Annotated in this window: 11 protein-coding genes; 6 read left to right on the top strand and 5 right to left on the bottom strand. The window is 69.6% G+C overall.

Features of this window, described 5'->3' with window-relative positions; translation table 11 throughout:
- Positions 1 to 183: 183 nt before the first annotated feature.
- The 4 genes from ON31_RS14845 to bla form a co-directional block, all read right to left on the bottom strand.
- A complete protein-coding gene (locus ON31_RS14845) occupies positions 184 to 1,731 on the bottom strand; it encodes a GMC family oxidoreductase (RefSeq protein WP_039814220.1) in 1,548 nt (515 codons plus the stop codon).
- On the bottom strand, positions 1,728 to 3,242 hold the full coding sequence (locus ON31_RS14840; RefSeq protein WP_039814218.1) for an aldehyde dehydrogenase family protein: 1,515 nt from the start codon (positions 3,240 to 3,242) through the stop codon (positions 1,728 to 1,730). Before ON31_RS14840 ends, ON31_RS14845 begins: the two co-directional genes overlap by 4 nt.
- Positions 3,239 to 5,413 (bottom strand): choline BCCT transporter BetT, encoded by a 2,175-nt coding sequence (gene betT / locus ON31_RS14835; RefSeq protein WP_039814216.1) that lies wholly within the window; start codon positions 5,411 to 5,413, stop codon positions 3,239 to 3,241. Before betT ends, ON31_RS14840 begins: the two co-directional genes overlap by 4 nt.
- 95 nt (positions 5,414 to 5,508) lie before the next feature.
- Positions 5,509 to 6,366 carry a class A beta-lactamase gene (gene bla, locus ON31_RS14830; protein WP_063821504.1) on the bottom strand — a complete coding sequence of 286 codons (858 nt, stop codon included), beginning with the start codon at positions 6,364 to 6,366 and terminating at the stop codon, positions 5,509 to 5,511.
- 257 nt (positions 6,367 to 6,623) lie between these two features.
- Between bla and ON31_RS14825 the strand changes: the two genes are divergently transcribed.
- Together ON31_RS14825 and ON31_RS14820 are read left to right on the top strand one after the other, a co-directional pair.
- Positions 6,624 to 7,496 (top strand): LysR family transcriptional regulator, encoded by an 873-nt coding sequence (locus ON31_RS14825; protein WP_039814352.1) that lies wholly within the window; start codon positions 6,624 to 6,626, stop codon positions 7,494 to 7,496.
- A gap of 56 nt (positions 7,497 to 7,552) precedes the next feature.
- Positions 7,553 to 8,455 carry a serine hydrolase gene (locus ON31_RS14820; protein ID WP_039814351.1) on the top strand — a complete coding sequence of 301 codons (903 nt, stop codon included), beginning with the start codon at positions 7,553 to 7,555 and terminating at the stop codon, positions 8,453 to 8,455.
- Positions 8,456 to 8,500: 45 nt separating this feature from the next.
- Here ON31_RS14820 and ON31_RS14815 read toward each other — a convergent pair whose 3' ends face one another.
- Positions 8,501 to 9,355, bottom strand: a complete 855-nt coding sequence (locus tag ON31_RS14815; protein WP_039814213.1) for a helix-turn-helix transcriptional regulator — start codon at positions 9,353 to 9,355, stop codon at positions 8,501 to 8,503.
- 140 nt (positions 9,356 to 9,495) lie between these two features.
- Between ON31_RS14815 and ON31_RS14810 the strand changes: the two genes are divergently transcribed.
- The 4 genes from ON31_RS14810 to ON31_RS14795 form a co-directional block, all read left to right on the top strand.
- Positions 9,496 to 10,272 (top strand): NAD(P)H-dependent oxidoreductase, encoded by a 777-nt coding sequence (locus ON31_RS14810; RefSeq protein ID WP_039814211.1) that lies wholly within the window; start codon positions 9,496 to 9,498, stop codon positions 10,270 to 10,272.
- A gap of 92 nt (positions 10,273 to 10,364) precedes the next feature.
- Positions 10,365 to 11,051 (top strand): vWA domain-containing protein, encoded by a 687-nt coding sequence (locus ON31_RS14805; RefSeq protein ID WP_051037260.1) that lies wholly within the window; start codon positions 10,365 to 10,367, stop codon positions 11,049 to 11,051.
- Positions 11,044 to 11,955: a protein phosphatase 2C domain-containing protein gene (locus ON31_RS14800; protein WP_147287217.1), complete on the top strand. Its 912-nt coding sequence runs from the start codon at positions 11,044 to 11,046 to the stop codon at positions 11,953 to 11,955. Before ON31_RS14805 ends, ON31_RS14800 begins: the two co-directional genes overlap by 8 nt.
- Positions 11,931 to 12,705: serine/threonine-protein kinase (locus ON31_RS14795; protein ID WP_157533679.1), on the top strand; the 775-nt coding region annotated here is incomplete at its 3' end. The genes ON31_RS14800 and ON31_RS14795, both read left to right, overlap by 25 nt.

The raw sequence follows: 12,705 nt of genomic DNA, 5'->3' as shown, positions 1-12,705 counted from the left end.
ACACCGTCTGCGCCACATATACGGATGGGGTGACACCGCGGGGGGCGGCGAAACCTGACCGGACAGGATGTCGCGCCCGATCCGGGCGTGGTGCGCCGGTACGGCGACCGCGTATCCGGCGGGACCGACGGCGCTCCCGATGCGTGTGGCCCGGACGGGTTCCGGGCCACACAGCGATGAGAACTAGCGACCGGCGACGAGTTCGGCGCAGCGCTCACCGACGAGCATGACGGTGATGTTCGGATTCACCGTGGTGTGCGCGGGGAAGACCGAGGCGTCGGCGACGCGCAGGGCCTGCACGCCCTTGACACGCAGTTCCGGGTCCAGCGGGCTCATGGCGTCGTCGACCGCACCCATGCGGACCGTGCCCACCGGGTGGTAGACCGTGTTGTGGGTGCGGCGGATGTAATCGGCCAGCTCCGCGTCGGAGTTCGCATCGGGGCCGGGGTAGAGCTCGCGCGCCACCCACTCGGAAAGCGGAGCGGTGGAGGCGATGTCGCGGGCCTTGCGGATTCCCGCGATCATGACGCGCATATCGTGGCCCTCGGCGTCGGTGAAGTAGCGCGGGTCGACGCGCGGCTTGTCGCGGAAGTCGCGGGAGCGCAGCCGGACGGTGCCGCGGGAGCGGGCGTGGGTGACATTCGGGGTGAGGCAGAAGGTGTTCTCGGCCGTCGGGTAGCCCTGCCGCAGCGTGTGCATGTCGAAAGGCACACTGCCGTAATGCATCATGAGGTCGGGGCGGTCGAGTCCGTCGACGGTGGTGGTGAAGATTCCGGCCTCCCACCACTGCGTCGACCGGTCCACCATCGGCCGCGTCGTCTCGAAACCGATGACGCCCTCCGGATGGTCCTGCAGATGCGCGCCCACACCGGGCGAGTCCACCAGCACGTCGATGCCGTTCTCGCGCAGGTGATCCGCCGGTCCGATACCCGACAGCATGAGCAGCTTCGGCGTGTCGATGGCCCCCGCCGACAGGATCACCTCGCGGGTGGCGGTGATCCGGGTGGTGCGGCCGAAGGCGTTGTCGGTGATGTCGACGCCCACGGCCCGCCCGCCCTCGACGACGACCTTCTTGGCCCAGGCCCCGGTCCGGACGGTCAGATTCGGCCGGTCCAGGTGCGGATGCAGATAACTCACCGAGGACGAGGCGCGCACCCCGTCGGGGCGGCGGTTGATCTGGAAGAAGTTGGCCCCGTTGACCACCGTGCGGCCGGAATTGAACTCGGCGCGCGGAATGCCGACGGCCTCGCAGGCGTCCAGCAGCGCCACGCCGCACGGATCGTTCGGCGGCACCGTCATGATGTGCACCGGCCCGCTGCGCCCGTGATGGTCGCCCGGCGCGTCATTGGTCTCGATCCGCGGGTACAGCCGGTACACCGAATCCGAACCCCACCCGGTGCAGCCGTGCTCACGCTCCCAGGCGTCCAGATCCTCGCGCGGAGCCCAGAACGCGATACAGCTGTTGTGCGAGGAGCAGCCGCCCAGCACCTTGGCGCGGGCGTGCCGCATGAACGAATTGCCGTTCTCCTGCGGTTCGATGGGATAGTCCCAGTCGTACCCGGATTCCAGCAGTTCCATCCAACGGTCCAGCCGCAGGATGGCGTCGTCGCCCACATCCGACGGTCCGGCCTCGAGCAGACACACCGTCACCGCCGGATCCTCCGACAGTCGAGCGGCGACGGCCGCGCCCGCCGAGCCGCCGCCGACGATCACATAGTCGTACTCGGTCACTTCCGCTCCCCTCGGTCGGCGAACCAGCCGGTGACACCCGGCCGGAGATTCTCGTAGACGTGTTTGGCCTCGCGGTACTCGTGCAGGCCGGACGGTCCCAGCTCGCGGCCGACACCGGAGTGCCCGAAGCCACCCCATTCGGCCTGCGGCAGGTAGGGGCCGAAATCGTTGACCCACACGGTTCCGTGCCGCAGCCGGGCCGCGATCCGACGGGCCCGGGCGGTGTCGGACGACCACACCGCACCGGCCAGGCCGTATTCGGTGTCGTTGGCGATGGCGACCGCCTCGTCCTCGGTGGTGAAGGTCTCCACGGTGACGGTCGGCCCGAACGCCTCGTCGTGCACGCAGGCCATCTCCCGGGTGGCCCGGTCGATGACGGTCGGCCGATAGAACCAGCCGTCGTCGAGACTGCCCGAACCCTGATCGCCGGTGGCGAACGCGCCGCCGGTGCGAATGACCGCCCCCTCGGCGCGGGCCTGCTCGACATAGGCGTGCACCTTGTCGCGGTGCGCGGCCGAGATGAGCGGCCCGGTCTCGGTGCCCTCGGCGAACGGCAGTCCGAGTCGGATCTCCTCGGCCCGCCGCACCAACTCGTCCACGAACCGGTCGTGTGCCGACTCCTCGATGACCAGCCGCGCACCCGCCGAGCACACCTGACCGGAGTGCAGGAAGGCGGCGTTGAGGGCGTTGTCGACGGCCGCGGCCAGTCGCTCACGGGTGTCGCAGGCATCGGCGAAGATGACGTTCGGGTTCTTGCCGCCCAGTTCGAGCGCCACCTTCTTGACCGTCGCCGCTGCTTCGCGGGCGATGATCCGGCCGGTGGCCAGGCCGCCGGTGAAGGAGACCATGTCGACGTCCGGATGCGCCGAGAGCGGAGCACCGGCCGTCGTACCCGCGCCGAGGACCAGATTGGCCACGCCCGCGGGCAGGTCGAGTTCGTCCAGGATCCGCATGAGCAGGATGGAGGTGTGCGGCGTCAGCTCGGACGGCTTGAGGACGAAGGTATTGCCCGCGGCCAGCGCCGGCGCGATCTTCCACGCCGCTTGGAGCAGCGGATAGTTCCAGGGCGTGATGAGCCCGCACACACCGACCGGTTCGTACACGATGCGGGAGTCGATATCGGGAGAACCCGCGTCCACCACCCGGCCCGCGTCCTCGGCCGCGAGCTTGCCGAAGTAGCGGAAGCAGTTCGCGATATCGGACATGTCGATATCCGACTCGTACGGCCGCTTACCGGTGTCGAGCGTTTCGGCGCGCACGAAATCCGCGCGCTGGGCGTCGATGGCGGCGGCCACCGCCAGCAACAGATCGCCGCGCTCGGCGGCCGAGGTGTCGCGCCAGGATCCCCGGTCGAAGGCGCGCCGGGCCGCCGCGATCGCCGCCTCGGTATCGGCGGCATCCGCCTCGGAGACCACGCCGACCACGGAACTATCGGCGGGACAACGGATCTGGCGGGTCTTGCCGGATTGCGCGGCGCACCAGGAGCCGTTGATGTACAGGGTGTGACTCATGCGGTAGGTGTCCCTTCAGGATCGCTGACGGTGACGTCGGCGTCGCTCGGAGTCGGCTCGTGGGTGTCGGTCGCCGAGCGGCGCAGATGCAGATAGCCGAGATGGCGTTCGTATTGGTCGAGGATGTCGCCGATGACCTGCTCGCGGGTGTAGCCGTTGAGCGAGTAGCCCTGCGATCCCTCCGCGAGGTACACCTCGCAGCGGAAGTAGCGGTCATCGGAGCGCTGGGAGAGCACCGCGTAGCTGGGTGTCGGCGCGGACACCGGCCACACGCAGTATTCGAATCCGGGCTCGTTGGCCTGATCGACCACCAGTCGCGGCGACGAGATTCCCTCGTGCCGGCCGGATTCGTCGACCGTGGCGGTGACCCCCGCACGGTCGAATTCGGCCGCCACCTCCCGCATGGCCGGAACGATGGTGTTGGCGACGAACTTCCGGGTGGCCCCCGGCCCCGGGTACTGGATGGTGGACAGCAGGCGTCGACGCCAGCTGCCGTGCTCGGACGGTCCGCGTCCGGCCGCGATGGCCTTCGGCAGGGTCGTCCGGTAGCTGTCCAGCTTGAGCGATTCATTGCGCACCGAGCGCAGCAGCGCCACGCCGATGAGGGCGAGCACGAACGAGAACGGCAGGCCCATGATGATGGTGGCGTTCTGCAGGGTGGTGATGGAACCGCCCGCACCGGCGAACAGCATCGACAAGGTGAGCAGGCCGATCGCCAGCGACCAGAAGATGCGGGTGCTGCGGGCGCAGTCCGCCATCGGATCGGGCAGTTTCGAGGTGAAGTTGCCCATCACCAGCGAACCGGAATCGGCGCTGGTCACGTAGAACAGCAGACCGGTGATGGTCGCGATGCCGAGCAGCAGCGGCGCGCCCGGGTACTGCTCGAGCAGCGAGTAGAACCCGGCCTCGGCCCGGCTCGCCGTGGTCAGCGCGAAGTCCTCGTCGTCGCGGGCGAGTTCCAGCGCGCTGTTACCGAAGATCGAGATCCACAGCAGGATGAAGCTGAACGGTACGACCAGGACCCCGAAGATGAACTGGCGCAGGGTGCGTCCGCGCGAGATGCGCGCCAGGAACAGTCCGACGAACGGCGCCCACGCCACCCACCACGCCCAGAAGAACAGCGTCCAGGCGTCGATCCAGGCGGTCGGCTCGTTCGCCGTTTCCGGATTGCGGTCCCAGGCGAAGGTGTCGAGGGTGCGGTCGAGGAAGGTCGACAGGTAGTCGCCGACATTCTGGGTGAGCCCGTTGAGCAGGAAATCCGTCCGGCCCGCCACCAGGATGTAGACCAGCAGCACGATGGACAGGATGACGTTGAACTCCGAGAGCCGCCGGATGCCCTTGTCCACGCCCGAGGTCGCCGAGATGGTCGCGATGACGACGGACAGGGCGATGAGGCCGATCTGGGCCGCCTTGCCCTGGGCGATGCCGAACATCTCGTGCAGGCCGTAGTTGAGCTGGACGATGCCGATGCCGAGCGAGGTCGCGATGCCGAAGATGGTGCCCAGCACCGCCGCCACGTCGATGGCGTCGCCCCAGCGGCCCTCCACCCGCTTACCGAAGATCGGATACAGCGCCGCCCGGATGGTCAGCGGCAGATTGTGCCGGAAGGCGAAGTAGGCGAGCGCACCGCCCATGAGCGCGTACATGGCCCAGCCGGTGATGCCGTAGTGGAAGATGGTCCAGGTGGCGGCCTCGCGGGCGGCCTCGTTGGTTCCGGCCGAGCCGGTGGGCGGGTGCAGATAGTTGTAGACGGGTTCGGCGACCGAGAAGAACATCAGGTCGATGCCGATGCCCGCCGCGAAAAGCATTGCCGTCCAAGTGAACAGGCTGTACTCGGGGCGGGACTCCTCCGGCCCCAGCCGGTAGCGGCCGTACTTGCTGGCACCGATGAAGACGACGAGTCCGACGATGACGGTGGCGAGGATGATGTACCACCAGCCGAACCAGGTGGATATGAACGTCTTGACCTCACCGACCACGGTCTCGGCGCTCGAGGGTGAGGCGAGCGCCCAGATCGCGAACGCGAGAACGATCCCCGCCGCGGTGAAGAACACCGGCCGGTTGACCGACCCGCGGCCCGCCTCGGGATGAGGCGGGCCCTCGGCTTCGGTTGTTCCTCCGCGATCAGCGGACTCGGTTCCCGATGGGGTGGCTCCGGTCTGCTCAGTCATTTACCGAACGATAACTGGTCGGACGCCGACTGAATCAGACCGCCCGGTGTCCGGCGTGTGGCGCGCCGACACTAGGATGTTCGAACTCCCCCGCGTCAGCGCAGTCCCGCCACCGCCGCCCGGGTCGCGTCGACCACCAGCGCATTATCGGGCTCGGCGTCCGGTTCGGATTTGGTCGTCAATACCGCGATCACGATCGGGGCGAGCCCCGGCGGCCAGGCGATGGCCACATCCAGCGCGCCACCGTAGGCGGGGCTGCCGGTCTTGTCGCCGACGGTCCAGTCGGCGGGTACCCCGGCGCGGATGCGCTGGTCACCGGTGGTGTTGGCGACCAGCCACGACTTCAGTTGCGCGCGTTCGGGTTCGCCGAGCACATCGCCCAGCACCAGCGCGCGGTAGTCGGCGGCCAGCGCGGCCGGGGTGGTGGTGTCGCGCTCGTCGCCGGGTACGGCGGAGTTGAGTTCGGTCTCCCACCGGTCCAGCCGGGTCACCTCGTCACCGATCGACCGCAGGAACGCGGTGAAACCGGCTGGGCCGCCCAGTAATTCGAGCACCTTGTTACCGGCGGTGTTATCGGAGAGGGTGATCGTCGCCTCGCACAGCTCGGCCACCGTCATACCGGTGTCCACGCGCTGCTCGGTCATCGGCGAGTACTCGACGAGCTCGTCGCGGGAGAAGTGGATCACCTGATCGAAGAATCCCGTGGACAGAGGATGGTCGCGCAGCAGCGCCCCGCAGGCCAGCCCCTTGAAGGTGGAGGCCATCGGGAACCGCTCCCCCTCCCGGTAGGCCACGGTCCGGCCGGAACCGGTGTCGACCGCGTACACGCCGAGCCGGGCGGCCCGCTCGGACTCCATCGAGGCGAAGGAATCGGTACCGGCGATCGTGGCCGATGCGCTCGTGGACGCGGCGGGCTCGGAGCCCGGATCGGAGCCGCAGGCCGCGCCGACCATCGAGAGCGCGGCGACGGCCGCGACGGCGACGAATCGGCGGAGTGGGAAGGGGTGGTGTGGAATGCGGCGGTGTGTCGTCGAGAAGGTCACCGCCGGACTACATCACCGCCGCGGTGCCCCCGGCCAATATCCGCCCCGCGCGCGGGCGAGTCGGGTTCGATATCGCCGCAGGTCACCGGGGTGGGAAAGTCGCGTTCGAACGCCTCGGGGGCCCGTCTCCGCGCGGATTGCCGCGGCGTCGCTGGTTCAATGACCGCATGGATCTGATCCGCCACCTCCGCTTCTTCGTCTCGGTCGCGGACGAGGGGCATTTCGGTCGGGCGGCGGCCGCGCTGGAGATGACCCAGCCGCCGCTGTCACAGGGCCTGCGGCGGCTGGAACAGCATCTGGGCGTCGATCTCCTGCATCGCACCCGGCAGGGAGCCGTGCTCACCGCCGCCGGACTCCAGCTGCTCCCCCGCGCCCGGCTGCTCGTCGACGATGCCGACCGGCTGTTGGCCGAGTCGCAGCGCATCGCGCAGGCGCACGGTGCGGTGCACTGGGGTGCGACCTCCGCACTGCCCGATGCGTTGATCACCGCGGGCGTGCGGGCGTTGCGCACCGCGGTCGTGGCGGACGCGGCCGTGTCCACGACGGTCGCTCCGACCGCCGACCTCGTCGGGGCCGTGCGGGCGGGGCTGTGCGACGTCGCCGTCATCGAGCATCCCGCACTCGTGGACGGGGTGGAGGCGCGGCCGGTGGTGAAGCTTCCGCGCTGGCTGGTGGTGCCGTCGGAGCATCGCAGCGCCGGCGCCGAGCGGCCCACCTTCCCGATGCTGGCGGGATTGAGTTTCGCCTGTCCGCCGCGCTCGGGCAATCCGCCCGCCTTCGACACCATGCTGGACCTGTTGCGTGAACGCGGACTGGACGCGCCCACCGTGCCCGCACCGGATGATCGCGCCGTCTTCGCCGCGGTCGCCGCCGGAACCAGTTTCGGGCTCACCACCACCGCCCCGGCCGCCACACCCGGCGTGGCGTGGCTGCGGCTGGCCCCGCAGGCGGTGGCGCTGCGGCTCCGTGTCGTGCACCGACCGGAGGCCGCCGCCCTCGCCGATGCCGTGGACCGGGTGCTGTACCGGGAGCGGCTGTGATGACCAATACCCCGATGCCGACGACCCCGATGCCGAATATCGTACGGAGCCAATCGATCACCGGTGACGCGGAAACCCGCATCCGGGCCGTGTTCGCCGACGCGGGCTGTACCGGCTGGCTGCATGCCCGCCGCTGCGACGACTCCGGCACCGAGATCTCACTCGGCGGTGACGAACGGGTCGTAGTCGCCTCGGTGTACAAACTCCCGCTGTTCGTCGCCTTCTGCCGCCATATCGACGCGGGCCGCGTCGACCCCACCGCCCGGATCACGGTGACGCCGTCGGACTGCACGCCCGGCCCCACCGGTATCGCTGCGCTGCGGGACCCGGTGACCATGAGCCTGCGCGATCTGGCCGCCTCCATGATGACGGTCTCCGACAACGCCGCCGCCGACGTCCTGCTCGGCGCAATCGGGCTGGCCGCCGTCGAAGAGCTGCTCGACGATCTCGGTCTGACCCGGACCCGCATTATCGGCGGCACCGCCGACCTGCACCGCAGCCTGGTGCGTGACACCGACACCCACACCACCGCCGAGGCTTTCGCGGCGCTGGAGCGCAATGACGAAGCGTGGTCGGTGTCGGCCTACGACCCGTCCTACACCAGCGCGACGACACCGGAGGAGATGACGCGCTTCCTGCACGCCCTGTGGCGCGGCGACATCCTCTCCCCCGAGCGCACCGACTACGCCCGCGCCGTCATGCGCGCTCAGGTGTGGCAGCATCGCATCGCCGCCGGTTTCCCGTATCGCAGCGTGTCGGTCGCGGGTAAGACCGGCACCATCGGCGTCATCCGCAACGAGGTCGCCGTGGTGGAGTTCCCCGGTGAATACCCGGTCGCCGTAGCGGTTTTCACCCGCGCGGCGCGCGCCGACCCGGTACTGCCCGCGGTCGACGCCGCGATCGCCGAGGTCGCCCGCATCGCCGTCACCGAACTCCGCCGTCCGCTGCCCGGCGATTGATCCGAAGGCTCCCGGCAACGGTCGGTTCGCGGGTACCGCCGTTGATCAGTCGCGCTCGGCGCGGACGGAGTGCCTGGAGTCGCCGCGTTGTTCGGCACCGAGGCTGGCCAGGATGCTGAGCTTGTCGTGGGCTTCGCTGCCGCGGGGCGCGGAGAGGACGATCAGTTCCAGCCCGGAGTCGTCGGGGAGGGTGAAATTCTCCTGGTGCAGGTCGAGGCGGCCGACCAGCGGGTGGGTGTAGGGCTTGAGGCCGTGGGTGCGACCACGGACCTCGGCGCGGGCCCACAGGCGGCGGAAGCGGTCGCTGCCCATGGCGAGTTCGCCGATCAAGGAAGCCAGCTTCGGGTCGTCGGGATACTTACCCGCGGCCAGGCGTAGATGCCCGACGGTATCGAGGGTGCATTTCTCCCAGGCGGCGTAGAGGGCGAGGCCGTCGGGCTCCAGGAATATGTGGCGGGCGATGTTGAACTCGCGCAGCGGGCGGCCGAAAAGCAGTTCGGCCAGATGGTTTCCGGCCAGCACGTCCATGCGGTGGTCGAGCAGGAAAGCTGGGGTGTCGCCGACCAGATCCAACATGCGCAGCAGTTCCGGACGGGGGCGCGCGGTGGCCGGTGCGGTGCGGACCGGTCTGCGAGGGTTGCGGGCGAGACGGTGCAGGTGCTCGCGCTCCACCTCCGCCAGGCCGAGCACCCCCGCCAGCGCGTCGAGCACCTGCGCCGACGGCTGCCGGGCGCGGCCCTGTTCCAGGCGCACGTAGTAGTCGACGCTGACACCGGACAGATGCGCGACCTCCTCCCGGCGCAGCCCCGCCACCCGGCGGCGCGCGTCGGTGGCGATGCCGACCGCGGCGGGGTCGACGCGGGAGCGGCGGGTGCGCAGGAAGTCGGCGAGATCGTCCATCGCTCCAGTATCACCACACCCACCGCAATCGAGGGTGGCCCTGCCGATACCAGGAAGTCGCGTCCGACGGAAGAAGCGCCCCTGAACGGCGCGCTCGTTCGCCGCCAGGATCGGAGACGACCGATCACGAAGGAGCGGAAATGAACACACTCATCGTCCACGCCCACCCGGAGCCGCGGTCGCTGAACGGCGCGCTGGCCGACGTCGCGGTGTCCACACTGACCGAGGCGGGCCACGACGTACAGGTGAGCGACCTCTACGCCATGAACTGGAAGCCGCTGGTGGACGCCGCCGACTTCGGCCCGGCCGCCAGCGAGCCGCTGCGCGTCGTCGCCGACTCCGGCCGTGCCTACGACACTGGCAACCTCACCCCCGACGTCACCGCGGAACAGGACAAACTGCGCTGGGCCGATACGGTGATCCTGCAATTCCCGCTCTGGTGGTACTCCATGCCCGCGATCCTCAAGGGCTGGGTCGACCGGGTATTCAGCTACGGATTCGGTTACGGCGTCGGCGAGCACAACGAGACCAGATGGGGTGATCGGTACGGTGAGGGCACGCTCGCGGGCAAGCGCGCCATGCTGTCGGTCACCATCGGCGGTCGCGAAACCCACTACTCCGACCGTGGCGTCAACGGCCCCATCGACGATCTGCTCTTCCCCATCCAGCACGGCATCCTCTACTACGCCGGTATGCGGGTCGTCCCGCCCTTCGTCCTCTACGGCGCGGACCGCTGCACCGAGGAGGACTTCGCGGTGGCCGCCAAGCAGTATCGCCAGCGCCTGCTCACCCTCGCCGACACCACCCCGATCCCGTACCGTCCGCAGAACGGCGGCGACTACGAACTGCCCTCGCTGCGACTGCACGCGGGCCGGGAAGTACCGGGGCGCAGCGGATTCGGGCTCCACCAGGGATAGCCGGGCGATCGCCGTCCGCCGGAAATGCCGGGATAACCGGCCGGGGCTGTGGCACACTCACCGGTACGTGTTGTGCAGGAGGGGGTTTCACCGTGGGCCAGCCGTCGCGGTTCTCGAATATCGAACGTCCACCGGTCTTTCCGGTCTGTCTGGTGGTGGACGTGTCCGCATCCATGCGCGGCGCGCCCATCGAGGCGGTCAACCAGGCCCTGCCCGAGCTGCGGCAGGCCATTCTGGAGGATCCGGCGACCGGTGAGATCGCTCGGATCGCGCTGGTGACCTTCTCCTCCTCCGCGCGCGTCGAACTGCCGCTGGCCAACCTCTGGGAAACCGAACTGCCCCGGCTCGATACCCGAGATTCGACCGATTTCGCGGCAGGGCTGCGGACCGCCCGGACCGCGATCGAACAGGGAATTCGCGGATTGGGTCGAGGCACCCGGTTCTATCGACCGGTGGTCTTCTTCCTCAGCGACGGTCAGCACAACGGCCGCGACTGGCTGCCGGCCTGGCGCGAACTCACCGATCGCGCAGACAAGTTCGGGGCGGAAGTGGTCGCGTTCGGGATGGGCGCTGCCGATCGGGAGGCCATCGGCCGGGTGTCGACCGGGCACGCGTATTTCGCCGACGATCCCGATCCGGTCGCGGCGGTGCGCGAGATTCTGCACAGCGTGATCGGCAGTATCCGCTCCACCTCCAGTTCGTTCGGCAGCCCGTCCGGTGGCGCGCTCATCATCGCGCCGTCACCGAATCTCACCCGGCTGCCGGAGAACATTGTCTGAGCGGCCGATCGGGCTGGTGGGCCCGGGCCGCGGCCGCTACGCCGAACTGGATTCGCACGCACCGCAGATCGGTGACCTCGGGCCGCTGCCCCCTCCCCGCCTCGCCGCCACCGCGACCGCCCTGGCGGGGGTGCGGGCCGATGCGGGCATGCTCGCCGGGCGGTGGGTGGCCGCCGTGAGCCTGGCCGGGCAATCACATACCGCCCGGGGCGGTTCCGCACAGGATTCCTACGGCTTCACCGTCGCCCGGGACGGCAGCGCCCTGGTCCTGGCGGTGTGCGACGGCCTCGGGCAGCAGGCGGACACCGCGCAGATCGGCGCGGAACTCCTGGCCCGGCTGTGCGTGTCGGAGGTCGCCGCGCTCTCCGGTGCGGAGGTGGTCGAGCGCGGTCACGCGGCGCTGACGGGGGCCATCGGGCAGGCGGTCGCCACGCTCGAACGGTTGCGGGACACCACCCTCGGCCTCACCGCACGCGAGCTGGCCAGCACCATGCTGCTGTGCTGGCTCCCGCTGCATCCGGGCGGCGGCCGGGACATGCTGCTGCTGCGGGTGGGCGACTGCGAGGCGTTCACGTGGTCCGAATCGGAGGGCTATCAGGTCGTCTACCCGGATGTCGATGACGGGCCGCTGAATATCGTTCGGCATACGCTGCCCTGCGACGATCCGCGTCCGCTGCTCGAACCGGCGCGCTGGCCGCTGCCCGGCACCGGGCTGCTGATCCTGGCCACCGACGGGCTCGCCGGGGACCTCTTCGACTCCCCGGATGTCCGAGACTGGTTGGCACACCGCTGGTCCCGGCCCTGCGGTCCGGCGTGGATGGTGGACTCGCTGCGGTACCGGCGGCAGGGTTCGCACGACGATCGCACCGCGGTGGTGGTGTGGCTGGAACCGCTGTCGGCATGAGCGACCCGGACAGCTCCGTCGCGGGCCGGTACGGACGCTACCGGGTCGATGCGGAACCGCTCAATTCCTCCGGCGGGCAGTCGATTCTGTACACCTGCCGCGACGAGGCGAGCCACGTCAGGGTGTTCAAGCGGTACCGCACGCCGCTCACCGATCGGCGGGATATCGACACGCTGGGTGAGATCGCCGCGCGGGGAGCCCGGATCACGGCCGACGCCGAAAGCGCCGAGACCGTCGCCGCCACCGCCGAATCCTCGGTGAACTGGCCCATCGACATCATCGCCGAATCCGATGCCGTGACCGGGGTGATCCTGCCGCTCATCCCGCCGCGGTTTCTGAGCGAGCACGGCAAACCGCTCACCCTGGATTTCCTGTACGTGGCCGCCGCCCGTCCACCCCGCGCGGCGGTGCGGGTCGGCGTCCTGCTGCGCGCCTGCGACATCCTCGCCTGTCTGGATGAGCTGGGCCTGGTCCACGGCGATATCTCGATGAAGAATCTGGTGTGGGACAGGCGCTCTCCGCATGCCTACCTCATCGACTGCGACGGTGTGCATCCGGCGGCGGAGGTCCGCGAGCGCGGCGTCGGCACCGCGGGTTGGCGCGATCCGCGATGGGTGGCCGGACGCATCCCCGCGCACGACCGCTACAGCGACCGTTTCGCCCTCGCCGTCATGGTCTATCGTGCGCTGCTGCTCAATCCCGGTGCGCCGGAACTCGTCGACGGCGACTGGGCCCCGCCCTCCGGTATTC

It is taken from the genome of Nocardia otitidiscaviarum NBRC 14405 (assembly GCF_000308635.1).
Taxonomy (GTDB): Bacteria; Actinomycetota; Actinomycetes; order Mycobacteriales; family Mycobacteriaceae; genus Nocardia; species Nocardia otitidiscaviarum.
The sequence above is the reverse complement of the archived record's forward strand: the minus strand, read 5'-3'. Positions and strand labels throughout refer to the sequence as shown.